General features: G+C 68.2%; 25 protein-coding genes and 1 pseudogene. 17 read left to right on the top strand and 9 right to left on the bottom strand.

Going from position 1 to position 26240, the window contains the following annotated elements:
* The first annotated feature begins 17 nt into the window (after nt 1-17).
* The 11 genes from RJ1_RS06120 (at nt 18) to RJ1_RS06070 (ending at nt 11051) form a co-directional block, all read left to right on the top strand.
* Entirely contained in the window at nt 18-968 is a 951-nt protein-coding gene (locus RJ1_RS06120; RefSeq protein WP_073359066.1) for an oxidoreductase, read from the top strand.
* A 187-nt stretch (nt 969-1155) separates the two neighbouring features.
* Complete coding sequence (locus RJ1_RS06115) at nt 1156-1935, top strand: MlaE family ABC transporter permease (protein WP_073359129.1); 780 nt, start codon at nt 1156-1158, stop codon at nt 1933-1935.
* Entirely contained in the window at nt 1935-2780 is an 846-nt protein-coding gene (locus RJ1_RS06110) for an MlaE family ABC transporter permease (protein WP_073359065.1), read from the top strand. The genes RJ1_RS06115 and RJ1_RS06110 overlap by 1 nt, the downstream gene beginning before the upstream one ends.
* Nucleotides 2777-3886, top strand: a complete 1110-nt coding sequence (locus tag RJ1_RS06105) for an MCE family protein (protein ID WP_073359064.1) — start codon at nt 2777-2779, stop codon at nt 3884-3886. Before RJ1_RS06110 ends, RJ1_RS06105 begins: the two co-directional genes overlap by 4 nt.
* A complete protein-coding gene (locus tag RJ1_RS06100) occupies nt 3886-4896 on the top strand; it encodes an MCE family protein (protein ID WP_073359063.1) in 1011 nt (336 codons plus the stop codon). Before RJ1_RS06105 ends, RJ1_RS06100 begins: the two co-directional genes overlap by 1 nt.
* Nucleotides 4893-5885 (top strand): MCE family protein, encoded by a 993-nt coding sequence (locus RJ1_RS06095; RefSeq protein ID WP_073359127.1) that lies wholly within the window; start codon nt 4893-4895, stop codon nt 5883-5885. Before RJ1_RS06100 ends, RJ1_RS06095 begins: the two co-directional genes overlap by 4 nt.
* Nucleotides 5885-6973, top strand: coding sequence for an MCE family protein (locus RJ1_RS06090; RefSeq protein WP_073359128.1), 1089 nt, complete (start codon nt 5885-5887; stop codon nt 6971-6973). Before RJ1_RS06095 ends, RJ1_RS06090 begins: the two co-directional genes overlap by 1 nt.
* Nucleotides 6970-8025 (top strand): MCE family protein, encoded by a 1056-nt coding sequence (locus RJ1_RS06085; RefSeq protein WP_073359062.1) that lies wholly within the window; start codon nt 6970-6972, stop codon nt 8023-8025. Before RJ1_RS06090 ends, RJ1_RS06085 begins: the two co-directional genes overlap by 4 nt.
* A complete protein-coding gene (locus RJ1_RS06080) occupies nt 8022-9269 on the top strand; it encodes an MlaD family protein (RefSeq protein ID WP_073359061.1) in 1248 nt (415 codons plus the stop codon). Before RJ1_RS06085 ends, RJ1_RS06080 begins: the two co-directional genes overlap by 4 nt.
* Nucleotides 9266-9823 carry an Rv1363c family protein gene (locus tag RJ1_RS47525; RefSeq protein WP_073359060.1) on the top strand — a complete coding sequence of 186 codons (558 nt, stop codon included), beginning with the start codon at nt 9266-9268 and terminating at the stop codon, nt 9821-9823. Before RJ1_RS06080 ends, RJ1_RS47525 begins: the two co-directional genes overlap by 4 nt.
* A 58-nt stretch (nt 9824-9881) precedes the next feature.
* On the top strand, nt 9882-11051 hold the full coding sequence (locus tag RJ1_RS06070) for an alpha/beta fold hydrolase (protein WP_073359059.1): 1170 nt from the start codon (nt 9882-9884) through the stop codon (nt 11049-11051).
* Here the strand turns inward: RJ1_RS06070 and RJ1_RS06065 are convergent.
* Both RJ1_RS06065 and RJ1_RS06060 read right to left on the bottom strand, forming a co-directional pair.
* A complete protein-coding gene (locus RJ1_RS06065) occupies nt 11020-11973 on the bottom strand; it encodes a phosphatase PAP2 family protein (protein WP_073359058.1) in 954 nt (317 codons plus the stop codon). The two genes, RJ1_RS06070 and RJ1_RS06065, sit on opposite strands and share 32 nt — an antisense overlap.
* Entirely contained in the window at nt 11969-12754 is a 786-nt protein-coding gene (locus RJ1_RS06060) for a crotonase/enoyl-CoA hydratase family protein (protein WP_073359057.1), read from the bottom strand. Before RJ1_RS06060 ends, RJ1_RS06065 begins: the two co-directional genes overlap by 5 nt.
* 79 nt (nt 12755-12833) lie before the next feature.
* Between RJ1_RS06060 and RJ1_RS06055 the strand changes: the two genes are divergently transcribed.
* Genes RJ1_RS06055 through RJ1_RS06045 form a run of 3 tightly spaced genes read left to right on the top strand, consistent with a single transcriptional unit; the run spans nt 12834 to nt 16107 of the window.
* Nucleotides 12834-13445, top strand: a complete 612-nt coding sequence (locus tag RJ1_RS06055; protein WP_073359056.1) for a TetR/AcrR family transcriptional regulator — start codon at nt 12834-12836, stop codon at nt 13443-13445.
* The gene (locus tag RJ1_RS06050; RefSeq protein WP_073359055.1) at nt 13442-15079 is read left to right on the top strand and encodes an acyl-CoA dehydrogenase family protein; all 1638 of its coding nucleotides are present in this window, start codon (nt 13442-13444) and stop codon (nt 15077-15079) included. Before RJ1_RS06055 ends, RJ1_RS06050 begins: the two co-directional genes overlap by 4 nt.
* Nucleotides 15076-16107: a crotonase/enoyl-CoA hydratase family protein gene (locus tag RJ1_RS06045; protein WP_073359054.1), complete on the top strand. Its 1032-nt coding sequence runs from the start codon at nt 15076-15078 to the stop codon at nt 16105-16107. The genes RJ1_RS06050 and RJ1_RS06045 overlap by 4 nt, the downstream gene beginning before the upstream one ends.
* On the opposite strand, the gene RJ1_RS06040 is transcribed toward RJ1_RS06045, so the two are convergent.
* The 4 genes from RJ1_RS06040 to RJ1_RS06025 are packed head-to-tail and all read right to left on the bottom strand — an operon-like array spanning nt 16074 to nt 18847.
* Nucleotides 16074-16760 carry a cation efflux transmembrane domain-containing protein gene (locus tag RJ1_RS06040; protein WP_073359053.1) on the bottom strand — a complete coding sequence of 229 codons (687 nt, stop codon included), beginning with the start codon at nt 16758-16760 and terminating at the stop codon, nt 16074-16076. The two genes, RJ1_RS06045 and RJ1_RS06040, sit on opposite strands and share 34 nt — an antisense overlap.
* Nucleotides 16760-17089 (bottom strand): ArsR/SmtB family transcription factor, encoded by a 330-nt coding sequence (locus tag RJ1_RS06035; protein WP_073359052.1) that lies wholly within the window; start codon nt 17087-17089, stop codon nt 16760-16762. The genes RJ1_RS06040 and RJ1_RS06035 overlap by 1 nt, the downstream gene beginning before the upstream one ends.
* A 56-nt stretch (nt 17090-17145) precedes the next feature.
* On the bottom strand, nt 17146-18405 hold the full coding sequence (locus RJ1_RS06030) for an RNA polymerase sigma factor (RefSeq protein WP_073359051.1): 1260 nt from the start codon (nt 18403-18405) through the stop codon (nt 17146-17148).
* 1 nt (nt 18406) lies between these two features.
* A complete protein-coding gene (locus RJ1_RS06025; RefSeq protein ID WP_073359050.1) occupies nt 18407-18847 on the bottom strand; it encodes a YciI family protein in 441 nt (146 codons plus the stop codon).
* Nucleotides 18848-19066: 219 nt separating this feature from the next.
* On the opposite strand from RJ1_RS06025, the pseudogene RJ1_RS06020 reads away from it, so the two are divergent.
* Nucleotides 19067-19465: pseudogene (locus RJ1_RS06020) on the top strand (SDR family oxidoreductase); the annotation flags it as partial.
* A gap of 121 nt (nt 19466-19586) precedes the next feature.
* On the top strand, nt 19587-21410 hold the full coding sequence (locus RJ1_RS06015) for a flavin-containing monooxygenase (RefSeq protein ID WP_073359049.1): 1824 nt from the start codon (nt 19587-19589) through the stop codon (nt 21408-21410).
* A 186-nt stretch (nt 21411-21596) separates the two neighbouring features.
* Here the strand turns inward: RJ1_RS06015 and RJ1_RS06010 are convergent, their stop codons facing one another.
* Entirely contained in the window at nt 21597-22031 is a 435-nt protein-coding gene (locus tag RJ1_RS06010) for an SRPBCC family protein (RefSeq protein ID WP_073359048.1), read from the bottom strand.
* A gap of 9 nt (nt 22032-22040) precedes the next feature.
* On the bottom strand, nt 22041-22340 hold the full coding sequence (locus RJ1_RS06005; protein WP_073359047.1) for a DUF4193 domain-containing protein: 300 nt from the start codon (nt 22338-22340) through the stop codon (nt 22041-22043).
* Between the two features lie 464 nt (nt 22341-22804).
* Here RJ1_RS06005 and RJ1_RS06000 point away from each other — a divergent pair, with 464 nt between their 5' ends.
* A complete protein-coding gene (locus RJ1_RS06000; RefSeq protein WP_073359126.1) occupies nt 22805-23815 on the top strand; it encodes an iron-siderophore ABC transporter substrate-binding protein in 1011 nt (336 codons plus the stop codon).
* Nucleotides 23816-23823: 8 nt separating this feature from the next.
* Here the strand turns inward: RJ1_RS06000 and RJ1_RS05995 are convergent, their stop codons facing one another.
* Nucleotides 23824-26208, bottom strand: a complete 2385-nt coding sequence (locus tag RJ1_RS05995) for a glutamate--cysteine ligase (RefSeq protein ID WP_073359046.1) — start codon at nt 26206-26208, stop codon at nt 23824-23826.
* Nucleotides 26209-26240 lie beyond the last annotated feature (32 nt).

Here is a 26240-nt window from a genome sequence, read left to right as displayed (position 1 = left end):
GAGGAGACAGGCCTTTCATGACACCACTCGACAACCGGCACTTCGGGTTCGACGACATCCCCGACCAGTGGGGTAGGACCGTTCTCGTCACCGGCGCGAACAACGGCCTCGGACTGCACGCCGCGACCGCGCTCGCCGGGGCGGGCGCGACGGTCCTGCTCGCGTGCCGCAATCTGCACACCGGCGACGCCGCACTCACGCGGGTACGCAAGGCGGGCAGGGATGCCGAGCACCATCTGATTCCGCTGGACCTCACCGACCTGGCGTCGGTCCGGGACGCTGCGCAGCACGCGTGCGAGGTCGCACCGCAGATCGACGTGCTGATCAACAACGCGGGGCTGATGGCCGTTCCCTTCGGCCGCACCACCGACGGTTTCGAACTGCAGATCGGCACCAATCATTTCGGCCATTTCGCGCTGACCGGACAGCTCCTTCCCGCCCTCCTCGCGGCTCCTGCCCCACGCGTCGTCACCCTCGCGAGCATCGCGCACCGTCGTGGCCGGATCGTCCTCGACGACTTGAACTTCGACCGTCGCAAGTACACCCGGATGGGCGCATACAACCAGTCGAAGCTCGCGAATCTGCTGTTCAGCGGCGAACTGGCCAGACGCAGCGAGGCTGCGGGGCTGCCCCTGCTCTCGGTGGCGACGCATCCGGGGATCGCCGCCACCAATCTCTTCGACTCGATGGTCCCGCCGATCCCGGGCGCTCTTGCCGTGACCCACCTCGGACTGCGGGTGGTCGGCAACGACGAGAAGGACGGCGCCCTCGGGCAGCTGTACGCGGCAACGATGCCCGACGTCCGCCCCGACGACTACCTCGGCCCGAACGATCTGTTCGGGGTGCGCGGACCGGTCGCTCGCTCGCCGCGCACCGGTGGGGCCCGGAACGCGAAACTCGCAGCGGCCCTGTGGGAGAAGTCCGTCGACTTGACCGGCGTCGAGTACGCACAGCTCGCTCGCACGTAGCGAAACGATTGAACTTACTCAAAAGTAAGTTCATGTGTATAGTCACCTGTGGCGTGCGTCACCATCCCGAAGGATCGGGGCGCAGAACACGGAATCCGGACCACGAGGGGGACGAGTGACTCGACTACAGGACGGGGCCTCCTCCGCCGAACCCGGGAACGGCAAGACCCGGGAGCCCTCGACCGACATGCTGTCGACGATGCTCGTCGAGATCGGGATGCTGTTCGCATTCGCCGTGCGCGCGGTCGGGGCAACGGTCCGGACAGTCACCGGGCGACGCCTCGCCTGGCGCGAATGTGCCACTCAGCTCTGGTTTCTCGCACACGTGACTACCGTGGCCTCGGGCCTGGTGATGATCCCCCTGGGCGTCGGGGTGGCCCTGCAGATCGGCTCGCTCGCCGATCAGATCGGGGCCGGCTCCTACAGCGGAGCAGTCGTCGCGTTCCTGATCATCGGCCAGGCCGGACCACTCGTGTGCGCGCTGATCATCGCCGGTGTGGGCGGCTCCGCGATCTGCGCCGACCTCGGCGCCCGCACCATCCGTGAGGAGATCGACGCACTCGAGGTACTCGGACTCCCCGTCCTCGAACGCCTCGTGGTGCCACGGCTGATCGCGGTCGCCGTCGTCTGCGTGCTCCTCAACTCGATCGTCCTCGTGATCGGCCTGGGCGCGAGCCTGCTGGTGCACGTCCTCGTCCTCGACGGCAACGCGCAGAGCTTTCTGCGCAACCTCGTGCAGTTCAGCCAGCCGAGTGACTTCGTGGTCTCCGGCGTCAAAGCCCTGTCCTTCGCCCTCATTTCGGGTGTCGTCGCCAGTTACAAGGGCTTGACGGTGAAGAAGGGGGCGCAGGGCGTCGGCGACGCCGTCAACGAGACCGTGGTGCTCTCGTTCGTCCTCGTCTTCATCGCGAACCTGGCGATCACCCAGTTCTACCCGCTGATCGTCTCGGTGAACGGCGCCTACTGATGCACCTCCCCGCGGTGATCCGCACGCGCCGGTTCGGCGAACGCTCCGTCCGCACCCTCGCCGACCTCGGTGAGCAGTTCGTGTTCTACATCCGGGTGGTGGCGGCGATTCCGTCCACACTCACCCGCTACGGCCGTGAGGTCGCGCGGCTGGTCGCGCAGATCGCCTTCGGCTCCGGCACCCTGCTCGCCGGCGGCGGCAGTGTCGTCATCATCTTCGCCATCTCGTTCTTCGCCGGTTCACAGATCGGGCTGGAAGGGTTCCGCGGGCTCAATCTCGTCGGCCTCGCGCCCCTCTCCGGCGTGATGTCGGCGATCGCGAACACCCGTGAGGTCGCGCCGCTCGTCGCGGCGATCACGCTCGCCGCCAAGGTGGGAACCGGATTCACGGCGCAACTCGGCGCCATGCGCATCTCGGACGAGATCGACGCACTCGACGTGATGGCGGTTCCGTCGCTGCGTTACCTCGTCACCACCCGCACGATCGCCGCGATGATCGCGGTGGTCCCCCTCTACCTCGTCGGTCTCTTCGCGTCCTACATGGCTACCGCGCTGGCCGTCGTCGGAGTGAAGGGACAGTCCGAGGGCACGTACGGGTACTACTTCAGTCTTTTCCTCTCCCCCACCGACATCTGGCTGTCCCTGGTGAAGGTCATGGTCTTCGCGGTGGTGGTGACCCTGGTCCACTGCTACTACGGCTACACGGCCACCGGCGGTCCCGAGGGAGTCGGCCGGGCCGCCGGTCGCGCACTGCGCACCAGCATCGTGTTCCTCGCCTTCACCGACGTCGCGATGACGATCGCGCTGTGGGGGCTGAAGCCACAGGTCCCGGGGCTCACCGGATGACCGGGCGGACAGGCTTCGCGACGATCGGGGCATTGGCATCCCTGACGCTCACCGCCGGGTATGTATCCCTCTTCGCTTGGGGATCAAGGACTTTCGACAGCACCCCGCAGATCACGGCAACGGTGCCGGCCGAGGCGGGCGCGCTGCGACTCGACTCGTCCGTGCTGTACCGGGGCGTCCACGTCGGGCGCGTCGACGCCATCGACGCCGGTGCGGCGGCGTCGGAGGTGACACTCGGGATCGACGAGGACGCGCTGACGCGCATACCGGCCGACGTCCGGGTGCGGCTGATTCCGCGCACCGTGTTCGGCGACTACTTCGTGGACCTGATCCCACCCCCGGGACGGGACGACGCCGCATCCCTGACACCCGGCGACACCGTGCTCCCTGACCAGTCCCTCACCTCGGTCCAGCTGTACCAGGCCTTTTCGCGGATCTACGATCTCGTCCGCGCGGTGAACCCCGCCGACCTCAACATCACCCTCGGTGCCGTCGCCACCGCACTCGACGGCAAAGGCGCCGACCTCGGCGCTTCCCTGGAGTCGCTGCAGGCAGCGATGAGCGGGTCGCAGCCGCTACTCGACGGTCTCGGCGACGACCTCGACGACATCGCCACGCTGTCGCGCCAACTCGACGCGACCGCACCGGACGTCCTCACGACACTCGGAAATTCGATCACCTCCTCCCGCACGATCGTCGACGAACAGCAGGGCCTCGCGACTCTGCTCGAGGCCGGCACCCGCACCGCCGGCGACGCCGCCGTCCTGATCGGCGACAACCGGGACCGGCTGATCACCCTCGTCGACGACACCGATCCTGTGCTCGCATCGCTCACGTCCCGGCCCGGTCAGATCACGACGGTCTACTCCGGTCTGCAAAACTTGGTCACGACGCTGCCGCCCGCCGTCGCGAACGGGCCGTGGCTCAGCGCCGACCTGAACCTGTCGGTGAAAGACCTTTACCCGTACCACACCTTCGGCGGTACCGCGGGCCCGGTGGGCAGCGACTCGGAGAAGGCGCAGATCTTCCAGCTGTTCGGGACGGCCGGCGACCTCGAGGCGATGATGGCCGGACCGATCCTGCGCGGGACGACGGTGGTGCGCTGATGACGGTCCGGTCGAGTCTCATCCGCTTCACGCTCTTCGCCGCGCTCTCGCTGGCCGGAACCGTTGTCGTGCTCAGCACCCTCATCAACCCGGTATCCGGTTCGGCGGTCGAATACCGCGCGGTGTTCACCGACGCCACCGGGCTCGTCCCGGGCAGTGACGTGCAGATCTCCGGCGTCCGGGTGGGCCGGGTCGAGGGCGTCGAACTGCACGGCGGTCAGGCGGTGGTCAGCTTCGAAGTCGAGGCTGCACAGCGTATTCCGGCGAACGGCAGGGCCGTCGTCCGATACGCCGACCTGCTCGGTTCAAGGGCCGTCACGCTCGAGCCCGGGCCGACCGGCCCCGCGACGTCCGCCGTCCTCGCTGCCGGTGGCACCATTCCCGTCGAGCGGACCCAACCCGCCCTCGACCTGACGTCCGTGCTCGGCGGCTTCCGGCCACTGTTCGACGCACTCGATCCCACCGAGGTCAACCAACTGGCCACCGAGATCGTCCGGGTGTTCCAGGGACAGGGCGCCACCGTCGACAGCCTGCTGCGAAAGACCGTGGCCGTCACGGAGAACCTCGCGTCCAAGGACGCGGTGGTCGACGAACTGCTCACCAACCTGAATTCCGTTCTGAGAGTGACGATGGACAACCGGCCGCACTTCGTGGAGATGATCACGTCCTTGAACACCTTCGTCGCCGGGCTCGCCGAGGATCGAGAGCAGATCGCGCAGACGCTGGATTCGGCGAGCGCACTCGCCGGCGGCCTCGCCGACCTCCTCTACGAGGTCGAACCGCAGCTGACGCCCACCCTCGAATCGCTCGACGCCACGTCGGACGTGGTGATCGCCAACCAGGCGAGCCTGCACGCCGGAGTGGTCGCGTTCGACGAGTTGTTCACCGAACTCGGTGTCGCGGCGAGCTACGGAAGCTGGGTGAACGTCTACCTCTGCAACTTTCGGTTCAGCGCGCTCGGCCGGTCGGCGTCGCTCGAGGGGCCGCAACGATCGGCGGTGTGCCGATGAACTGGCTCACCGTGCGGCACCCGGCCCGGGCCGGAGTGCTGTGCCTGCTCACGGCTATCGCGGTGGTCCTGGCCGCGCTCGGAGTGCCGAAACTGATCCTCGCCGGCAAGACCGCGGAGTACCACGCCGTGGTCGCCAACGCGACGGGGTTGCAGCCCGACGACCCCGTCAATGTGGCCGGGGTGGCGAGCGGGATCGTCACGTCGATGACGGTGCGCGGCAACACGGTCGACGTCGGATTCCGGCTCGACGACGGCGTCGTCCTCGGCGACCGGTCGACCGCGGCGATCAAGATCTTCACGGTGCTCGGCCGGAGGTCCCTCGATCTCGTGCCCGCAGGAGCGGGCCGGCTCGAGCCGGGCGCCACCATCCCCCTCGACCGCACGAGCGTCCCGTTCACCCTCGACGACCTCGGGCGCAGCGCCCGCGGCACGACCGAGAACCTCGACCTCACGCAACTACGCGCGATGGTCGACACCATGGCGCAGGTGACCCCCGACGATCCGGCCCTGGTGGGGCGGGCCCTCGACGGGCTCAGCGGCATCGGCGCGATGGTCACCCACAACACCGACGCCATCGGCAGCCTCCTCACCCAGGCCCAGGCGACCACCCGGACACTGGTGGAGCAGAAGGACACCCTCGTCACGCTGCTCGGCAACGCCGACCTCCTCACCACGGTGCTCGCCGAACGCCGCGCCGTCATCAACGCCCTGCTCGTGGACGTGCATCGGCTCACCGACAGCGCGGCGCAGTTCCTCGGCGACAACCAGCCGCTGATGGACGCGGTGACCACGAAACTCGACAGTGTCACCGCCGTGCTGACGGACAACGAACAGGCGCTGACCACCCTGCTCGACAATTTCGCGCCCAGCGTCCGGTACGTCACCAACGCCACCGGAAACGGCAACTGGCTCGACCTCAACTCCCCCGCGACGCTCATCCCGGACAACTGGTTGTGCGTCGTCGGCCTGGTGCAGGGGTGCCGCTGATGAGACGAACAGCGATCCGGCTCGCCGCGCTCGGCGCCGTGGTCTGCGCCGCGGCCGGCCTGGTCTACTACGTGGCCTCACCGGATTCGACCATGACGGTCATTGCGGAGTTCACGCAGACGGACGCCGTCTTTCCGGGCAACAAGGTGACGGTGCTCGGTGTGCCGACCGGTCGGATCACGGAGGTCGACCCCGTCGGCTCGCGGGTTCAGGTGGTGATGAGTCTTCCCCGGGGTACGAGGATCCCGGCGGACGCCGAGGCGTGGGTGATGTCGCCGTCCGTGATCAGCGACCGCACGATCGAACTCGATCCCGGCTACGTCGACGGCCCCGTCCTCCCGGACGGTGCGGTGATCCCCGTCGAACGGACTCACGCGCCGCTCACGTGGGATCAGCTCACTCGGTCCGTCAACGACCTCACGGTGGCGCTCGGACCGAATTCCACCGACGCCGGCGCCGGGATCGGCGACCTGCTGCACACCACCGCCACCGCGCTCGACGGCAACGGGCAGCCCTTCCGCGACGCGGTCGCCACCATCTCCCAGGCCAGTTCCGTGGTGGCCGGGGAGTCCGGCGACATCACGGCGCTCGTCGACAGCCTCTCGATCCTGGTCCAGACGATCTCGGACAATCAGGGAACGGTCGACTCCCTCGTCGACTCGATCACCGTGACCGCCGACCAGTTCTCCGCGCAGCGCGAAGACATCACCGGCGCGCTGTCCTCGCTCACCGACGTCCTCGGGCAGGTCTCGGCTCTCCTCTCCGCCCACGGCGCCGGGCTCACCGGGGACATCGCCCGACTCGGGGAATTGACCGGGTCGATCGCCACCAAACAGGAGCAACTGAAGGAGATCCTCGACACCGCGCCCACCGGTTTCGAGAACGTCGCCAACCTGGTCGACGACCAGGGCCGGGCACGGGTCCGCCTCGACGTGTCGGCCAACCTGTCGCAGTTCCCCGCCACCAAGGCGTTGTGCGACAAGCTGCCGATCCCGTTGTGCCAGGGCCCCGGGCTGGTCAATCCCATCGAATTTCCCCCCGACCCGGAGGGCACCGACCTCGCCACCATCCTCGGCGGTGGACGATGACGCGGCCCTTGCGCGTCTGTGTCACGGCGGCGGCAGCCGTCGCGGTCCTGTCGGGGTGCAGCGCCAACTTCCAGCACCTGCCGGTCGGGCGCACCGTCGACGGCGACTCCTACCCGCTCACCATGGAGTTCGCGGACGCCTCCCTGCTCCCGGTCGGCGGCGAGGTCCGCATCGGGCAGGCAATCGTCGGTCGGGTGAGCTCGATGACCGTCGACAATTTCCGCGCCGTCGTCCGGACCGACATCCAGAGCGACATCGAGCTGCCGTCCGACACCACCGCGCGCATCGAACTGACCACCCCGATCGGTGACGCCTTCGTGAACCTGCAGCTGCCGGAAGAGTCGGACGGGCCGGTGCTCGCCCCCGGTTCCACACTCGACTCTTCCTCGACCGCGCGCGGTCCGGAGGTGGCCCAACTGCTCGCAGCCGTCGGAACCCTGTTGAACGGCAGCGGGATAGCCCAGGTGAAGACGATCGTCGAGGAGTCGAACCTCGTCCTGGGCGGGCGGGAGGACGTGGTGCGGGACCTGCTGTCCCGGCTGGACCACCTGCTGGGCACGTTCGAGAGCAGACAGGCCTCGATCGACACGGCCATCGACTCGCTGCAGCAGTTGTCCGCGACCGTCGCGGCCGAGACCGGCACCATCGACGAGGGCCTGCGCGCGGCGGCGCCCGCATTGAACGTGCTGAGCGCACAACGCGAGAACATCCTCGGGCTGATGGACCGGTCGAACGCGCTGAGCGTGCAGACCAATGCCGTGCTCGCCCGGTCCGAGGACCAGATCGTCGACATCGTCGACCGGTTGCAGCCGATCCTCGACCAGTTCGCGGCGATGGGTCCCACCCTCGCGGACACCATGAGCAGACTCGAAGACGCGCGCGACCTGGTGCAGCGGGCGGCGCCCGGCGACTACGTCAACATCGACCTGAACGTCGACGTGCAGGGAACGGTCGAGGGACTGCTGAACGAGCTCATTCCCGGCGCCGCCCCACCGGTCCCCGCACCCGTGGCGGCCGGGCTCGGTCAGCTGATGTCCGGGGGAATCCGATGAGAAACCGGACCGTGTATTTCGAGATCATCGTCTTCCTGGTGCTCGCCGTGGTCAGCTCGGTATATGTGATCGATCAGGTCGGCGGCCCCGACCCGTTGTCCTCGGGTTACGACGTCACCGTCGTGATGGAGAACAGTGCGGGCCTGGCCGTCGGCTCCGAGGTGGCGTACCGCGGTGTCACCGTCGGCAAGGTCGGTACCGTCACCGTGTCGGACGATCGCTCCACCGTCGAACTGACACTCGCCCTTCGCCGGAACGTGTCGATTCCCGGCGACGCCGTCGCCGCAGTGGTCCAGGACACGGCGGCGCCCGTCCTCAAAATGCAGCTGTCCTCGGAGTCCGACGGCGGCCCGTATCTGGAGGACGGATCGTCGATACCCCGCGAGCGGACCAGCGTTCCCGTCCCGCTCGGGACGCTCATCACGAACTTCGACGCCATCGCCGACACGGTCGACCCCGACGAGTTACGTTCCCTTGCCGCAGAATTGGGAGACGGACTGCGCGGAATCGGACCGGAACTGCGCCGGACGGTCGACAACTTCGGCACTCTCGTCCGCATGATCGAGGTGAACCAGCCAAAGCTCACGGCCTTGACGTCGAACTCGCGAAAGCTGTTCGACGCCAACGAGGACAACGTGCAGGCACTACCGCAGATCGCCCAGTCTCTACGGCAGATCACCGATCAGGTACGCGACGCCGACCCCGACATCCGCGCCCTCCTCGATCGGACGCCGTCGATCCTCGCCAACCAGGTAGCACCGCTCCTCGAGGAGAACCGCGAACCGTTCGCGCTGCTGTTGACGAACTCGGTGACGTCCTCGCAGATCGTCGCGGCGCGGATACCGGCACTCGACGCGCTCCTGGTCGCGGTCCCGAACGGCTTCAACCGCCTCGGCAGCGTCGTGAAAGACGGCAGGGCTCAGCTGAATCTGATCACCGCCGTCGGCCCGGTCTGTTTCTACGACACCGAACGGCGGTCGGTGCAGGACACCAGCCCTACCGAACTGAACAGAGATCAGCACTGCACGGACCACTCGGGCGACGTGCAGCAGCGCGGCTCCCAGAACGTGCCGCACCCCGCCGGCGATCCGGGCGACTTCTCCGGAATCACCTCCTACGACCCGGGTTCCGGGCGCATCCCCACCGGCGACGGCACCGCCGTCCGGATGGGACTGTCGGGCGGACAACAACAGATCCTCGGTGACCAATCGTGGGCAGCCCTCCTACTCCAAGGAACACAATGACCGACACGACAGCAGTAGACGACACGACCACCGACACCGTGCCGGACCCGTCCCCCGGCACACGCTCACTCCGCGACCGGCTGAAGCGCCGCCCGTCCGCGGTCGTGCTGCTCGGGGTGGTCGCCCTCCTCGCCGTCCTCGGCTGGGGTTCGTTCACGCTGTGGCAGAACCAGCAGACCGACCGGGCGAGGACGTCCGCGCTCGACGCCGGCCGGCAATACGCCACCGACCTCGCGACCTACAGTTACCAAGACCTCGACACCAACCTGTCGATGGTCAAGAGCAACTCCGTCGGCGAATTCGCCGGACAGTATTCGCAGGTGGCGTCGAACCTGCGCGACATGATCGTCCAGTACCAGGCCACGTCGTCCGCCCAGATCGTCCAGGCCGGGTTGGCGAGCGGCGATCAGGACGCCGCCGAAGTCCTGGTCTTCCTCGACCAGACGGTCACCAACTCCAACTCCCCCGAACCTCGCGTCGATCGGAACAGGATGCAACTGTCGCTGGTCCACGAGGGCGACAGCTGGAAACTCTCGAATGTTCAACTGCTGTAACGCACCGTAACTTCCGTGCCACGCGGCCACTCCGCTCCCGCGCGTACCATCGGAGTGGATGTCGGAGAGAATCACACGCCATCCGTCCACCGTGGCCGACTGGAGCAACGACCATCGCAAGGCGCGCCTGCACGCGACGCGGCTCGGTCACCAGTGGCAGAAATTCGGTCGCACCCGGCGCCTCCTCGCGACGGTCGCGCTCGGGACCGTTCCCCTGCTCCTCGCCGGCGGCCAGTACTGGGTTCACGACGTGCAACCCGAACGCGAGCGCCTCGCGCTGACCCAGCCGCAGATCCACGAGGTGTACGACGCGCAGTCGCGGGCCGACCACGACACCGCCGTCGTCGACCTGGTCGGGCTGGGCAACAAGGATGCCGCCGACACGGCCCGGACGCTGTCCGCGTACGACCGCATCGGACGGGTCTGGCCGGTCCAGTACGACAACGGCGGTATCGACACCAAGGTGATCAGCGAGCTGATCGCCTCCCGCGCCGCCGAGGAGGGGATCGACAACGTCGTCCTGTCCGGGCACAGCATGGGCGGCGTCGTCGCGCTGGAGGTGGCGCAGCACATCTACGAGGACACCGACGCCAACCTCATCGGGGTGGTCCTCGACTGCACCCCGGTCGACCTGCACGCCGTCCGGGCCGGCAGCAGGGACAGCGGTGAGGACATGCTGCGGTGGATCGGCTGGCTGCCCGGCGCCCGGGAGAGCAGGACGATGCGCCTGGTGGTGGAAACCGCGGCACGCCAGAGCCGGTTCCTGGACACCGAGTCGGATTGGTACCCGCACGTCGATGTAGACGAGTTCCGGGACGTCATCGACGAGGTCCTCACCGAGAAGGTCCTGTCGGAGGACGTGGCGAGCAACGGGCTGATCGAATCGCAGTTCAAGACCATCGTCGCGTCCGGTGCCATCGACAACCTGAAGTCGCTGGCAGTGGAGAGCGACGACAAACCGCGGCCCGGAATCGTCTTCGTGCGGCCCCGGGCGGGGTGGAAGGATCCGGTGGTCGACGTCGACTACACGCAGAAGATCCTCGTCGAACAGTCCGGCGGCACCGACGGGGCGTTGCTGGTGGCGAAACTCGACGGAACCGGCCACGCCAATCCGAACCAGCAGCCCGCCGCCTACAACGAGGCGATCACCGACCGGATCCTGCCGTTCCTCCGCCCGATTCTCGACGAGGTGTCGGTCACCAGCGACGCCGCGGGCGGGCGGCGGTGACGACCGGGCCGGGCGGCGCCGTTGTGCGTACCTCCCACGCCCGCGCGAGGAACGTCGCGAGGCCCACATAGGCCCATCCCGCCAGAACGTCCACGACGTAGTGCTCGCCGCCGTAGACCAGTACGAACGCCATCGCGAGCGGATACGCGGCCAGCAGCGCCCGCCACCACACGTTCTTCGCGAACGGCCAGAGCGCCACCGCCACCAGCAGAGCGAACCCCGCGTGCAGCGACGGCAGGGCCGCGACGGGGTTGCTCTGCGCCTCCAGCCATCGCGTGCTGATATCCGTCGGGACGACACCGAAACCGAAGCCGGCGACACGACCCACGCTGCCCGAAATCACGTCGCCCTCCGCGGCCAGCCACGGCGGGACGGAGGGCAGCAGGACATAGGTGACGAGGCCGAGATACGACAGCAGCAGCACGCGGAGCATGTACCCCGACCACACGCTGCGGGAATACACATAGAAGACGGCGGCCACCACCCACGGGACGACGAAGTGGCTGGTGTAGACGATTCCGGTGAGCAGCGTCCACCACGGCAGCTCACCCGTCGGGGCAATGAGGTGCTCCTGCAACCAGACCGTGGGGATGGCGCCGCCGAAGAGCCAGCTCTCCACGGACACCAGTTCTTCCGCCCGGACGGGCATTCCGAGTCGATGGGCGAAGCCCCGGCTGAGGTCGTACACGACGAGCGCCGCGACGAGCGGCAACCAGTCCCGCACCACGCGCAGATGGTCCTGCCACGGCCGGTCGATCGTGAACGCGACGAGGCCCACGACAATCCATGTCGCCTGATAAATGCGGTCGGTGGGGAGCCCCAGCGTGTAGATCGTCACCGCCAGCGCGAGTAGGTACGCACACCAGACCGCGCGCCGAAGGTGCCGCCACCTGTGAGTACTTATTAACCGCGGGCGGTTAATAAGTACTCACGGGCGCAGCATCCCCGTGCCGTCCGGCGCCGGCGGCGAACCGGGCGGCACCCTCGACTGTTCCGTTCGCCAGCGACGTTGCGCCGTGGCGGAATTCGTTGAGCATCGCCTGATCCTCGGTGAGTCCGTTCTGCTCGAGCAGCGACAACCGGTCCTGCCGCATGCACACCTGGGGCAGGGCGGCGATCTCGGCGGCCAGCTGCTGGGCGGCGGTGAGGGCGTTGCCCGCCGCGACCTTCCGATTGATCAGCCCGATGCTCAGGGCTTCGTCGGCGTCGACGGCCCGCCCGGTGAGGACGAGGTCCATCGCGCGACTCTCCCCGATCAGTCGCGGCAGGCGGACGGTGCCGCCGTCGATGAGGGGCACACCCCAGCGGCGGCAGAACACACCGAGGACGGCGTCGTCGCCGGCGACCCGCAGGTCGGCCCACAGCGCCAGTTCGAGGCCGCCGGCCACCGCGTGCCCGTCGATCGCGGCGATCACCGGTTTGGACAACCGCAGTCGGGAGATGCCCATGGGTGCGTCACCGTCGGGCGCCACCCGGTTTCCGGTTCCCGACGCGATGGCCTTGAGATCGGCTCCGGCACAAAACGTTCCACCCTCGCCGTGCAGCACCGCGACGGATGCATCCGCGTCCGCGTCGAATGCCCGGAAGGCGTCGGTGAGAGCCTCGGCGGTGGGCCGGTCGACGGCGTTACGCACCTCGGGCCGGTTCAGGCTGATCGTCGTGACCGGGCCGTTCTTGCGGACGAGTACCACGTCGGAAGTCATCGAGCGCGCCTTTCCTCGCTGGTACGAGCGACGGTAGCACCCTTGACGGAAGAACGGAACCGGTGTTCACTCCTTGGGTATGGCCTATCGGCGCACGCCCGCGGTCCAGGAACGGCTGGACGCTCTCCGCACCACGCTCATCGATTCCGCGATCGGGCTGATCGCCCGGCACGGATACGGCGGGTGCTCGATCTCCGCCGTCGCGGCCGAGGCAGGCGTCGGGACCGGCACCGTCTATCGGCACTTCGCGAACAAGGGCGAACTGTTCGCCGAGGTCTTCCGCATCGTCTGCAGCCGGGAGGTGAGCGCGGCCGTCGAATCCGGCAATTGCGCCCGCACCGCCGAGGGCGACCGGGTATCGGCCGTCACCGCATCGGTCCGCACGTTCGCCGAACGCGCCTTGCGCGCACCCACATTGGCGTACGCACTGCTCGTCGAACCCGTCGACCCGCAGGTCGACACCGAACGCCTGCTGTTCCGCGAATCGTTCCGCGACGCGCTTGCCGTCGCGATCGCCGCCGCCGTCGAGGCCGGGGAGATCCCCGAACAGGACGCCTCGGTGACCGCGGCGTGCCTCGTCGGCGCGATCGGCGAAGCGCTCGTGCTGCCCCTGGCTCGCGGCGCCGCCGACGCCGCAATCATCCCCGCACTGCTCACCTTCACCCTTCGATCTCTCGGGAGCCCGACATGAGTGCCACACACGAGGTCTTCAACCAGGTGCCACCGCTGACCGACTTCGACGCGGCCGACTACGCCCCGATCCTCGAAGCCCTGAAACGTGAAGGCGCACACGACGCGCTCGAGGACCTCCACGACGTCGGACGACTCGCGGGAAGCGCGGAGGCGCAACGCTGGGGCGACCTCGCCGAGGCGCACCCTCCCGTCCTGCGCACCCACGACCGCTACGGCCACCGCATCGACGAGGTGGAGTACGACCCCGCGTACCACCAGCTGATGACCACCGCCGTCGAGATGGGCCTGCACGGCGCGCCGTGGGCCGACCCGAATCCGCACGCCCACCTGGTCCGGGCCGCGAAGATGGCGGTGTGGGGCCAGGTCGACGCCGGCCACGGCTGTCCGATCTCCATGACGTACGCGGTCGTCCCCGCGCTGCGGCACAACCGGGAACTGGCGGAACAGTACGAACCGCTGCTCACCGCGCGGGTGTACGACCCGGCGCTGCATCCGCCGCTGACGAAGGCCGGGCTGATCGCCGGGATGTCGATGACCGAGAAGCAGGGCGGCTCCGACGTCCGGGCGGGCACCACCCGAGCCGTGCCGCAGGCGGACGGAAGCTACCTGCTCACCGGGCACAAGTGGTTCACGTCGGCACCGATGTCCGACGTGTTCCTCGTGCTGGCCCAGGCACCGGGCGGGCTGTCGTGCTTCTTCCTGCCCCGGGTGCTGCCGGACGGCACCCGCAACCGGATGCACCTGCAGCGCCTCAAGGACAAACTCGGCAACCGTTCCAACGCCAGCAGCGAGGTCGAGTACGACGAGGCACTGGCCTGGCTGGTCGGCGAGGAAGGTCGCGGGGTTCCGACCATCATCGAGATGGTCAACATGACCCGCCTCGACTGCACCATCGGCACCGCCACCGGCATGCGCGCCGGTACGGCTCAGGCCGCCCACCACGCCGTGCACCGCAGCGCGTTCGGAGCCCATCTCGTGGATCAGCCCCTGATGCGGAACGTGCTCGCCGACCTCGCCGTCGAGTCGGAGGCCTCCACCACCGTCGCCCTCTGGCTGGCCGCCCTCACCGACCGGGCAACCGCGGGCGACGAGCACGCGAACACGCTGCGGCGGATCACGTTGGCGGTCAGCAAGTATTACGTGTGCAAGCGCGGCCCGATCCACGCCGCCGAGGCCCTGGAATGCCTGGGCGGCAACGGGTACGTGGAGGAATCCCGGATGCCGCGGCTGTACCGGGAGGCCCCGCTGCTGTCCGTGTGGGAGGGCTCCGGCAACGTCGCCGCCCTGGACACCCTGCGCGCGATCGCGAAACAACCGGAGACACTGCAGGTCTTCTTCGACGAACTCGATTCCACCGCGGGCGCCGACGCGCGACTCGACGCCGCCGTCGCTGACCTGAAGGCCGGTTTCGGCGACGTCGACACGCTCCAGCACCGGGCCCGTCGGGTCGTCGGCGACATGGCGCTCGCCCTCCAGGGTTCGCTGCTGATCTGCCACGGGCACCCCGCGGTGGCCGACGCGTTCTGCGTCAGCCGGCTGTCCGGCGACTGGGGCACCGTGTTCGGAACGCTGCCGACGGGCGTCGACACCGCCGCCATCATCGACCGCGCCACCCCCAAGGTGGGGTCGTGACCGGCCACGACGACCACGCGGGCACCCGCCCGGCCGCGTGGCGCGACGGCTGGGACGAGGGCGGCGACTCCCTGTTCGCGGATCGGCCACCGCGCCACGCGGGCGAAAGTGCGGAGTACCGGACCCTCACCTACGAGGTGACCGGGCGGATCGCGCGGATCACGTTCGATCGACCGGACCACGGCAACGCGATCACCGGCGACACTCCCTTCGAGATAGCCGACGCCGTCGAACGCGCCGACCTCGACCGCCGCGTCCACGTCATGCTGGTGTCGGGACGCGGGAAGGGATTCTGCGGCGGATACGACCTCAACGTCTTCGCCGAGAACGGCGGCGCCCCCGGCGAGGCACCCGACCGCACGACCGGAACCGTCCTCGATCCGATAGTCCAGGCGCGCAACCACAATCCGTTCGGCACCTGGGACCCGATGGCCGACTACGCGATGATGAGCCGGTTCAACCGCGGCTTCGCGAGCCTGCTCCACGCGAACAAGCCGACGGTCGCGAAGATCCACGGTTTCTGCGTGGCCGGCGGCACCGACATCGCGCTGTACTGCGACCAGATCATCGCCGCGGACGACACGAAGATCGGCTATCCCCCGACCCGGGTGTGGGGTGTGCCCGCGGCGGGCATGTGGGCGCACCGACTCGGCGACCAGCGGGCGAAACGACTCCTCCTCACCGGCGACTGCATCACGGGCCGGCAGGCAGCCGACTGGGGACTCGCGGTGGAGTCGGCGCCCGCCGACGAACTCGACGCACGGGCGGAGGACCTCGTCGGGCGGATCGCGCAGATGCCGATCAACCAGTTGATGATGGTCAAACTGGCCCTGAACAGTGCGCTGCTCGCCCAGGGCGTCACCAACTCGGCCATGGTGAGCACCGTCTTCGACGGCGTGTCCCGGCACACCCGCGAGGGGTATGCGTTCCAATTACGCTCGGCCACCGCCGGATTCCGCGAGGCCGTCCGGGAACGCGACGAACCGTTCGGCGATCACAAGTCGCAGCAGTCGCAGCCGGGATCCTGAACTGCGGCGCCACGGACCGGGGTGGCGCAACAGGTGTCGCCCTTCCAGGCGTTGACGCCTTCCTTCACCGCAATGACCGCGATGACCAGGGCGGCGATCGGATCTGCCCACGACCAGCCGAGGGTGCTGTTGAGCAGCAACCCGGCCAGCAGCACCGCCGACAGGTACGTGCACAGCAGCGTCTGCTTGGAATCCGCGACCGCGGACAGGGAGCCGAGTTCACGTCCGGCCCGGCGCTGCGCCCACGACAGAACCGGCATCACGGCCAGACTCACTGCAGCCAGGACGATTCCGACGATCGAGTGCTGCGCTTCGCCGACCCCCAGCAGCGACCTTGCCGCGTCGACGCTCACGTACACGGCGAGCCCGAAGAAGGAGAACGCAATGATGCGCAGCGCGACCTTCTCCCGCGCCTCCGGATCGCGTCCCGCGAACTGCCAGGCGACCGCGGCCGCCGAGGACACCTCGATCACCGAATCCAGGCCGAACCCGATCAACGCCGTCGACGACACCCGCGCACCCTCGGTGAGTGCCACGACCGCTTCGATCACGTTGTAGGTGATGGTCGCGGCCACGAAGAACCTGATCCGGCGGGACAGGACCTGCCTGCGTTCGCCGGTCGGCCTGGTGGGCATGCCGAGTTCGGACGCCATCAGCAGCAGCCTTCTGTCTCCGCGTCCGGGCAGCAGGACGGATCGACCGCGAGCACCAGGCCGAGCAGGTCGTCGAGGGCACGTGCGATGCGCGGGTCGGCGAGTTCGTATCGACTCCGCCGACCCTCCGGCACCGCGACGACCAGACCGCAGCCACGCAGGCACGACAGATGATTCGACAGGATCTGCCGGGACACCCCGATCGCCTCGGCCAACTCCGACGGATACCCGGGCCCGGATCGCAGGCTCAGCAGAATCTGTGTGCGGGTGGTGTCCGACAGCGCGTACCCGAAACGCGCGAGGGCGTCCCGGTGGACCAGAGTCTCCATGGACTGACTGTACATCGATTTCTGTATTCAGGAAATCGTGAATCAATGGTCGAGACTCAGGGCTCGGCCTGCTCCGACGCGGCGGCCGCGCGGGCCATGAGGAGGTTCCGTTCCCGCTGCGTCGGTGCTGTCGCCGCGGCGTCCTCGAGGGTCCGGGCTGCCTCCTCGTAGCGGCCGAGACGTTCGAGGACTTCACCCCGCACGGCGCCGTACAGATGGTGGCGCGCCAGCCGGGAGTCGTCCCGCACGGCATCGAGCGCGGCGAGCGCCGCCTCCGGACCATCCGAGTGCAGCAGCGCCACAGCACGGTTGAGTTCCACCACCGGCGACGGCGCCACCTGCGCCAACGCGTCGTACAGGGCGACGATCGCCTCCCAGTCGGTGTCCTCGAAACGCGGCGCCCGGGCATGACACCCGGCGATCGCGGCCTGCAGCGAATAGGGGCCGAGTGGGCGGCCGAGCCCGACCGCCCGCTCCAGCGCCGCATTTCCGTGCTTCAGCAGGGTTCGATCCCACCGCGACCGGTCCTGATCCTGCAGCAGGATCGGCTCGCCGTCGGCGCCCACCCGGGCGGCGAACCGGGAAGCCTGCAACTCGGTCAACGCCACCAACCCGTGCACCTCCGGTTCCCGGGGCAGCAGCCCGGCGAGAACCCGGGCGAGCCGCATCGCCTCGGACGCCAGATCACGCCGAATCCAGTCGTCACCCGACGTGGCGGAGTACCCCTCGTTGAAGACCAGATAGATCACCTCGAGCACCGCCGACAACCTCGCCGGAAGTTCCTCGGATGCCGGAACCTCGAACGGAACCTTCGCCTCCGACAGCGTGCGCTTGGCCCTGCTGATCCGCTGCCCCATCGTCGCCGAGGGCACGAGGAAGGCCCGCGCGATCTCATCGGTGCGCAGGCCTCCGATCAGCCGCAGCGTCAACGCCACCCGCGATTCCCGGGGAAGCACCGGATGGCAGGCCACGAAAACCAGGGCCAGCAGGTCGTCCTCCACGCCGTCGACAGCGTCCGGCGCGGGCATCGTGCTCGGTTGCTGCGCGGACGGGTCGACGGCGATCTGTGTGTACTTCGACTGCTGCGACCGCTCACGGCGGATCCGGTCGATCGCCTTGTGCTTGGCCGTCGCCGTCAGCCACGCACCCGGTTTGCCGGGGACGCCGTCCCGCGGCCACTGCTCGAGCGCCAGCACGAACGCGTCCTGCGCGATCTCCTCGGCAGTGCCGACATCACGGACGAGGCGGGTGAGAGACGCGATGAGCCGCGGCGACTCCATCCGCCACACCGCCTCGACCGTGCGCCGCGCGTCCATGTCAGCGGTCGGGGTGCTGCTCGCGGATCCGCGCCGCGAGGGCCTCTTCCCGCTCCCGCAACTCCGGCGTGAACTCGTCCCCGAAGTCGTCCGACTCGAAGATCGGCCGCACCTCGATCAGCTGGCGCAGTCCGGTGCCGGAGTCGGCGGGGCACTTCTTCACCCACTCGATCGCTTCCTCGAGAGAGCGCACCTCCCAGATCCAGTAACCCGCGATGATCTCCTTCGACTCCGTGAACGGGCCGTCGACCACCGACGTCGTGCCGCCCTCGAACACCACCCGCGCCCCCGCGCTGGTCGGCTTCAGGCCCTGCCCGTCAAGCATGATCCCGGCGTTCACCAGTTCCTCGTTGTACGCGCCCATCGCGGCGAGCATCGCCTCCGTCGGGGCGATCTTGTCCTCGTCGGCTCCGGCACCCTCGATCATCACCATGACCCTCATGATTTCCTCCTCGATTGTGGTCGGTCCCGGCCTTGTGCCGTGGACTCACCCAGTACGTCGAACGAGCAACCCCGGATTTCGACAATGCCACTTCGTGGCCTGTGAGTACTTATTAACCGCGGGACGTTAGTAAGTACTCACAGGCGCGAAGCGCAACATCGCGCTCGTCGACGTCAACGGCGACAGGGTGGATGCGGTCGCCGACGAGATCCGGGCCGCAGGTTCCAAGGCGGGAAGATCATCAACGCGTCGTCGATCGCCGGCCACGAGGGATTCGCGATGCTCGGCGTCTACTCGGCGACCACGTTCGCGGTGCGCGGACTCACCCAGGCCGCGGCCAAGAAGTACGCGTCCGACGGCATCACCGGCAACGCGTACTGCCCGGGCGTCGTGGGCACGGACATGTGGGTCACCATCGACGAACGCTTCGCGGAACTCACCGGTGCACCGAAGGGTGCGACGTTCGAGAAGTTCGTCGATGGCATCGCCCTGGGCCGCGCTCAGACACCTGAGGACGTCGCGGCGTACGTGTCCTACCTCGCCGGACCGGACTCGGACTACATGACAGGCCAGGCCGGACTCATCGACGGCGTACTAATGCCACTTCGTGGCCTGTGAGTACTTAATAACCGCCCGCGGTTAATAAGTACTCACAGGGCATTGCAACACGGTGCAACGCTTGTCGCCCGCCCCGAAGAGGAGTGTGCTGTGAGTCACAACGAGAACGAAGGAGAGGCACATGACACAGACCGTCCAGCCGCCCACGGTGCAGACGTCCTCGACGCCTCAGGAGCGGGTCGACCTGTGGTTGGCGAATTTCGAAGCCGCGCTCGCCACGCGTGACATCGACCGCGCGGCAGGCATGTTCGCGGTCGACAGCTTCTGGCGGGATCTGGTGGCGTTCACCTGGAACCTCAAGACCGTCGAGGGACGTGATGCCGTCGCCTCGATGCTGCACGCGCGGCTGGAGGACACCGACCCCACGAACTTCCGTACCAGCGAGACTCCGGACGAGACCGACGGCCTCACGTCCGCGTGGATCGAATTCGAGACGGCGACGGGCCGGGGCAAGGGGCACCTGCGCCTGAAGGACGACGAGGCCTGGACCTTCCTCACCACCATGCAGGAGCTGAAGGGTCACGAGGAACGTCGGGGACGGAATCGCGTCAAGGGCGCGGTCCACGGTTCCGGCGGCGACACCCTCAGCTGGGCGGAGAAGCGGGAGATCGAGGAAAAGGAACTCGGCTACGCCCGCCAGCCGTACGTGCTCGTGATCGGCGGCGGCCAGGGCGGCATCGCTCTCGGTGCGCGCCTGCGTCAACTCGGGGTCCCGGCCATCGTCGTCGACAAGAACGAACGCCCCGGCGACCAGTGGCGCAATCGGTACAAGTCGCTGTGCCTGCACGACCCGGTCTGGTACGACCACCTGCCGTACATGCCGTTCCCCGACAACTGGCCGGTGTTCGCGCCGAAGGACAAGATCGGCGACTGGCTCGAGATGTACACGAAGGTGATGGAGATTCCGTACTGGTCGTCCACCACCTGCACGTCCGCGACGTTCGACGAGGACACGAAGGAGTGGACCGTCGTCCTCGATCGCGACGGCGAGGAAGTGGTGCTGCATCCGAAGCAGTTGGTGCTGGCCACCGGCATGTCGGGCAAGCCGAGTGTTCCCACGTTCCCGGGTCAGGACGTGTTCAAGGGCGAGCAGCACCATTCGAGTCGGCATCCCGGCCCGGACGCCTATGCGGGCAAGCGCGTCGTCGTCGTCGGGGCCAACAACTCGGCCCACGACATCTGCAAGGCGCTCTACGAGACCGGCGCCGACGTGACGATGCTGCAGCGGTCGTCGACGCACATCGTGAAGTCCGATTCGCTCATGGACCTCGGCCTCGGCGACCTCTACTCGGAGCGCGCCCTCGCGGCGGGGATGACGACGGAGAAGGCGGACCTGACGTTCGCGTCGCTGCCGTACAAGATCATGCACGAGTTCCAGATCCCGATCTATCAGAAGATCGCCGAACGGGACAAGGACTTCTACGATCGGCTCGAAAAGGCCGGATTCAAGCTCGATTTCGGTGACGACGGGTCCGGCCTGTTCATGAAGTACCTGCGCCGCGGGTCCGGCTACTACATCGACGTGGGTGCGTCCGAGCTCGTCGCCGACGGCAGCATCCACCTCGTGTCCGGGCAGGTCGATCGACTGACCGAGGACGCCGTCGTTCTCACCGACGGAACGGAACTGCCGGCCGACCTCGTCGTCTACGCCACCGGTTACGGCTCCATGAACGGCTGGGCCGCGGACCTCATGGGACAGGAGGTGGCCGACAAGGTCGGCAAGTGCTGGGGCCTCGGCTCCGACACCACCAAGGACCCCGGCCCCTGGGAGGGCGAGCAGCGGAACATGTGGAAGCCCACCCAGCAGGAAGCGTTGTGGTTCCACGGCGGCAACCTCCACCAGTCGCGGCACTACTCGCTGTACCTCGCCCTGCAGCTCAAGGCCCGGCACGAGGAGATCCCGACGCCGGTCTACGGGTTGCAGGAGGTGCATCACATCAGCTGATGGGCCCCGGCGCGCAGCGGCGCCCCGCATCGTGCGGGGCGCCCAGCCGGGCACCAGCACCAAGGTCGTAAATACAGTGTGCAACAGGTCTTCTCGGACCGTGATGACCGGATCATCCCCTGACTCGCACATGACAAAGCGCCCTCATTCGTCGAGAGTGAGGGCGCTCGTGGAAGCTGGGTGCGCCTACCGCGCTTCGAGGACCCCGGTCATCTGCTTGACGGTCTTGGCGGCCAGCACCTCGAACGCCAGGCGCGCGACGGGGTCGGCGAATCGCGCCAGGCCGGTGAATTGGAGATGTGCACGGTAGGTGATCGACGTCGAGTGGTCGCCCACCCGCTCGAAGGCCAGGTCGTCCGACGTGGCGGCGCTCTTGTTGCGACCCTCGAAGACGACGTGATCGGGGTCGTCGCGGGTCATCCGGTAGGTCAGTTCGGTGGTCCGCCTGAAGAACGATGACACGTTGCGCCATTGCGTCCCCACTGCCACCGGACCGGGGGTGGTCTGCTCGCACTTCACGGTCCCGGGGTCCCAGGCCGTGGTGTTCGCGAAGTCCCGCAGGTATGCGACGACTTTCTCGAGCGGTGCGGCGACGGTGAACGTTCTACGGACCTCGGCCACACGGACCTCCTATGCGCAGTCGCGGCAGATCAGCTGTCCACCTTCTTCGGACGCGAGGCGCGACCGATGATGGACGAGGAAACAACTGCTGCAAGTGAATTCGTCGGCTCGCTTCGGAATGACCCGGACCGTGAGTTCCTCACCGGACAGGTCGGCGCCGGGCAGTTCGAAGGACTCCGCCGTGTCGGTCTCCTCGACGTCGACGACGGACGACTGCGAGTCGTTCCTCCGTGTCTTCAGTTCTTCGAGCGAGTCCGCGGCGAGTTCGTCGTCGACGGTAACCCGTGGTGCGTCGTAGTCGGTTGCCATGACTTCCTCCCTTTGGCTCATGTTCCCCGTGTCGTGAAATTCCACACTTGCGGGGCACGGTTGCTAGACAACGCACCGATCCCGCATTTTGTTCCCGGGCGCTCACAGCTCGCCCTGTGATTGCGGGATGCCCGTTCCGGGTACCACTCAATCAGCCGATCGGAAGGTGGTCAGTTGATGACGAGTGCCCACGACGCGCTCGGCAACCCCGTGCCGGATCCGGAGCCGACGCCCCCGGACCCGGGGCCTCCACCTGTGCCGCCGACGCCGACTCCGCCGCACCCGTTTCCGCCCGAGCCCGGCCCCGAACCTGCACCTCCCGAGCCCGGACCGCAACCGGGGCCGCCGGGACCGACGCCGCCGCCTGGGCCTCCGATTCCCGAGCCGACTCCCCCGTTTCCACCACAGATGCACAGCCCGGATCACTCCCTGTAGGTTAGCCTCACCTACAGGGAGGTATGTGGATGCGAACGCTCGACCGCCGCAAGTTCCTGACCGTGAGTGCCGGGGTCGGCCTGGCCGTTTTCGCCGCAGCGTGTTCCTCGGGCACCGACGCGGACTCCGCCGGCGACACCCGGACGGTGACGCACAAGAAGGGGACCACGGAAGTCCCGAACGCCCCGCAGCGCATCGTGACCGTCGGCTATTCCGACCAGGACACGCTCCTCTCGTTCGGTCGTCAGCCGGTCGGTGTCACCGACTGGTACGGCGACTATCCGGACGCCACCTGGCCGTGGGCCCAGGACGCGCTGGACGGGACGCACCCCGAAGTCTTCAACCGCGGCCAGTTCACCGGTGAGGCCAACTTCGCGTACGAGGCCATCGCGAAACTCGATCCCGACCTGATCCTCGCGCTGTACATCGACGTCGACGACGACGCCTATCAGCGGCTCTCGGCGATCGCGCCCACGGTCACCACCTCGCCCGACTACCCCGATTTCGGGATGCCGTGGCAGGACGCCGTCCGCATCGTCGGCACCACCCTCGGCGAGGACGAGAAGGCGAACCAACTCGTCGCGGACGTCGACGCCCTGGTGGCGGAGCAGCGTGCCGCCCACCCCGAGTTCGAGGGCAAGACGGTCGCGGTCGCGGAGTTGGGGGACGCCGGCTCGTTCTACGTGCGGTCCCCCAACGACCCGCGCTCACGCCTGATGACGTCGCTCGGATTCGTCGTCCCCGAGCAGATCGCGCAACTCGCGGGCGACCTGGATGCGTTCACCATCAGCACCGAGCAACTCGACATCCTCGACGTGGACGTCCTCGTCTGGAATGTCGGCAGCAGCCCCGATGCCGCAGCGAAGATCACGGCCGACCCGGTCTATCAGTCGCTGCCGGTCGCCCGGGCCGGTCGCGCCGTGTTCGTCGAAGACCCCACCGTCTCCGGAGCCCTCACCTGGGGCACCGTCCTCAGCCTCCCCTACGCGGTCGACGCGCTCGTGCCGCAACTGGCGGAGGCCGCCGCCAAGCCGGCCTGACGCCGGGCTCAGCCCGACTGGTCTTCGAGCCGGGTGAGCGCGACGAGGGTCCGGACCCCGTGAATCATGGCGCGTTCGTCGAGGTTGAAAGCCGGCTGGTGCAGTTCCTGATGGGGTCCGGTGCCGTCCCACACGCCGAGTCGCGCCATCGCCCCCGGAACCCGCTCGAGGTACCACGCGAAATCCTCGCCTCCGCTGGACTGCTGGGCCTCGGCCAGATGATCGAATCCCACCACCGATTCGATCGCTTCCCGCAGGTCCGCGGTGCAGTCGGGATCGTTGACGACGGGTGGGACGCCCTGCCGGTAGGAGAGCTCGTACCGCACGTCGTACGGCGCGAGGAGGTGACAGATCGTCTCCGTGACCAGTGGTTCGAGCGAGGCCCACGTCTCGCGGGAGGCGCTGCGCAGGGTGCCGACCAGCTCACCCGATTCGGGTACGGAGTTCGCGACCTGCCCGGCGGCCACCTTTCCCCAGGTCAGGACGGTCGCGGTGCGGGCATCGATCCGCCGGTCGAGGACGGACGCCAGTCCCGTCACCAGGACCGCGGCGGCGTGAATCAGATCGCCGGTCAGGTGGGGTCGGGCGGTGTGCCCGCCTGCGGACCACAACCGCACGGTGACGGAGTCGTTGGACGAGGTGATGGGCCCCGTCCTCGTCGAGAGTTTGCCGACCTCGAGGTGCGGGTCGCAGTGCAGTGCAAAGATTTTCGACACCCCGTCGAGTGCGCCGGCGGCGATCGTGTCGACGGAGCCGCCGGGTGTGGTCTCCTCGGCGGGCTGGAAGATGAGCCGGACCTGGGACGGCGGCGGGTACTTCACGAGGACGGATGCCGCCCCCATCAGCATCGTGGTGTGGGCGTCGTGACCGCACGCGTGCGACACCCCGGGGACCGTCGACTCGAACGGCAGACCCGTCGTCTCGGCGACCGGTAGCGCGTCGAGGTCGGCCCGCAATGCGACGCGGTCGCCCGTCTCCGGCCCGAGGTCGCACCACAGGCCGGTGCCGCCGGGCAGCAGGACGGGTTCGAGGCCGAGACCGACCAGGTGATCGCGCACGATCCCGGTAGTCCGGCGTTCCTCGAACGACAGTTCCGGATGCGCGTGCAGGTCCCGGCGCCACTCGATCAGCTTCTTCTCGTCGAGCTCGGTCGAGTCCGTCCACGTCATGTCGGCTGTGTCGCTGCGGTCCCAGAACCTGGCGCTCCAATACCTTCGCGTCCGGCCGGCGCCGGTCGATGTCGGACCCGACTCCCGCGGCGCCGGCGGCACCTCCACCTCCGGGAGGTGTTCGGTGCGGCCGGCGGTCTCCGCGAGCAGCAGGTCGACCACGTCGGTGAGCCGTCCCCGGCGACCGAGTGCGTGGCGTTGCCGTGCCGCGGAGCTGCCGTGGGCGGCCGCCTCCGCGGCCAGCTCCGCCACAGTGTTCCAGTCGCCCGCCTCCTCGAGTTGTGGGCGCAGCGAATTCACGAAGTCGTCGACGAGCTCCGACGCCGGCCGAGCCCGTGGAACCGTCATGTCGACGAGGTCCGTCTCCAGACCCGACCGGGCGGCGCGCCACAGCGCCGCACGAGTCAGCGTCGGCACGACCTCGACACCATTCCTCCCGGCGTGCAGCCCCGCCACCTCGCGTTCCACGAGAGCACGGAACAGTGCGGCGATGAGCACGACCGTGTCGAGGCGCGGACAGCTGTCGCACACCCGCAGCTCCAGGGTCGGCAGTTTCACCGACGGCCGGACGTCGAAATAGGCCATGCCGGGATCGCTGATCACTCCACTCGCGACGAGGTCGTCGATAAGACCGTCGTACTCGGCGGCCGTGGAGACGGGCGCGGCCGGTCCCGTGCTGGGCCAGCGCAACCAGAGCAGCGTCCTCGCGCTGGCGTAACCGGTGTCCGAGCCGTCGGACCGGAACGGGGAACTCGCGCTGAGCGCCAACAGCACGGGCATGTGGGGAGCGACCCGGTGGGCGACCCGGACGGCGTCGTCGCGGTCGGGCAGGTCGACGTGAAACTGTGTGCCGCAGATCAACTGCTCGCGGGCGAGCACCTGATAGTCCGCGAGCATCCGCCGGTACCGCTGCGACCCGGTCACGTGCATCTCCGCGGGCAGGGCCAGCGGCATCGAACCGGCGGCCGCCACGCCGATGCCGAGTGCCGCGGCCTCGTCGATGAGCAGTCTGCGGTGCCGCTCCAGATCGGTCCGCAGACCGCCGAGGTCGGAGTACACACCACTGTTGACCTCGACGACGCATTGCTGCAGTTCGTCGACGTACGCGTCGTCGGGAAGTCGTGCCAGCAATTCCGGCGCGCGGGTGGTCAGGCGCCGGGTCTTCAGATCGATGAGGTGGAACTCCTCCTCGACGCCCACTTTTCGCGGGCCGCTGGCGAGCACGATGTGTCTCTATCTCTCGGTGGCGCCCTCGG

The organism is Rhodococcus jostii NBRC 16295, from assembly GCF_001894825.1.
Taxonomy (GTDB): domain Bacteria; phylum Actinomycetota; class Actinomycetes; order Mycobacteriales; family Mycobacteriaceae; genus Rhodococcus_F; species Rhodococcus_F jostii.
The sequence above is the reverse complement of the archived record's forward strand: the minus strand, read 5'-3'. Positions and strand labels throughout refer to the sequence as shown.

Excerpts from the sequence above, each read along its gene's own strand:
- RJ1_RS06120 (WP_073359066.1), top strand. The coding sequence starts at position 18 with ATGACACCACTCGACAACCGGCACTTCGGGTTCGACGACATCCCCGAC.
- RJ1_RS06115 (WP_073359129.1), top strand. The coding sequence starts at position 1,156 with ATGCTGTCGACGATGCTCGTCGAGATCGGGATGCTGTTCGCATTCGCC.
- RJ1_RS06110 (WP_073359065.1), top strand. The coding sequence starts at position 1,935 with ATGCACCTCCCCGCGGTGATCCGCACGCGCCGGTTCGGCGAACGCTCC.
- RJ1_RS06105 (WP_073359064.1), top strand. The coding sequence starts at position 2,777 with ATGACCGGGCGGACAGGCTTCGCGACGATCGGGGCATTGGCATCCCTG.
- RJ1_RS06100 (WP_073359063.1), top strand. The coding sequence starts at position 3,886 with ATGACGGTCCGGTCGAGTCTCATCCGCTTCACGCTCTTCGCCGCGCTC.
- RJ1_RS06095 (WP_073359127.1), top strand. The coding sequence starts at position 4,893 with ATGAACTGGCTCACCGTGCGGCACCCGGCCCGGGCCGGAGTGCTGTGC.
- RJ1_RS06090 (WP_073359128.1), top strand. The coding sequence starts at position 5,885 with ATGAGACGAACAGCGATCCGGCTCGCCGCGCTCGGCGCCGTGGTCTGC.
- RJ1_RS06085 (WP_073359062.1), top strand. The coding sequence starts at position 6,970 with ATGACGCGGCCCTTGCGCGTCTGTGTCACGGCGGCGGCAGCCGTCGCG.
- RJ1_RS06080 (WP_073359061.1), top strand. The coding sequence starts at position 8,022 with ATGAGAAACCGGACCGTGTATTTCGAGATCATCGTCTTCCTGGTGCTC.
- RJ1_RS47525 (WP_073359060.1), top strand. The coding sequence starts at position 9,266 with ATGACCGACACGACAGCAGTAGACGACACGACCACCGACACCGTGCCG.
- RJ1_RS06070 (WP_073359059.1), top strand. The coding sequence starts at position 9,882 with ATGTCGGAGAGAATCACACGCCATCCGTCCACCGTGGCCGACTGGAGC.
- RJ1_RS06060 (WP_073359057.1), bottom strand. The coding sequence starts at position 12,754 with ATGACTTCCGACGTGGTACTCGTCCGCAAGAACGGCCCGGTCACGACG.
- RJ1_RS06055 (WP_073359056.1), top strand. The coding sequence starts at position 12,834 with ATGGCCTATCGGCGCACGCCCGCGGTCCAGGAACGGCTGGACGCTCTC.
- RJ1_RS06050 (WP_073359055.1), top strand. The coding sequence starts at position 13,442 with ATGAGTGCCACACACGAGGTCTTCAACCAGGTGCCACCGCTGACCGAC.
- RJ1_RS06040 (WP_073359053.1), bottom strand. The coding sequence starts at position 16,760 with ATGGCGTCCGAACTCGGCATGCCCACCAGGCCGACCGGCGAACGCAGG.
- RJ1_RS06035 (WP_073359052.1), bottom strand. The coding sequence starts at position 17,089 with ATGGAGACTCTGGTCCACCGGGACGCCCTCGCGCGTTTCGGGTACGCG.
- RJ1_RS06030 (WP_073359051.1), bottom strand. The coding sequence starts at position 18,405 with ATGGACGCGCGGCGCACGGTCGAGGCGGTGTGGCGGATGGAGTCGCCG.
- RJ1_RS06025 (WP_073359050.1), bottom strand. The coding sequence starts at position 18,847 with ATGAGGGTCATGGTGATGATCGAGGGTGCCGGAGCCGACGAGGACAAG.
- RJ1_RS06015 (WP_073359049.1), top strand. The coding sequence starts at position 19,587 with ATGACACAGACCGTCCAGCCGCCCACGGTGCAGACGTCCTCGACGCCT.
- RJ1_RS06005 (WP_073359047.1), bottom strand. The coding sequence starts at position 22,340 with ATGGCAACCGACTACGACGCACCACGGGTTACCGTCGACGACGAACTC.
- RJ1_RS06000 (WP_073359126.1), top strand. The coding sequence starts at position 22,805 with ATGCGAACGCTCGACCGCCGCAAGTTCCTGACCGTGAGTGCCGGGGTC.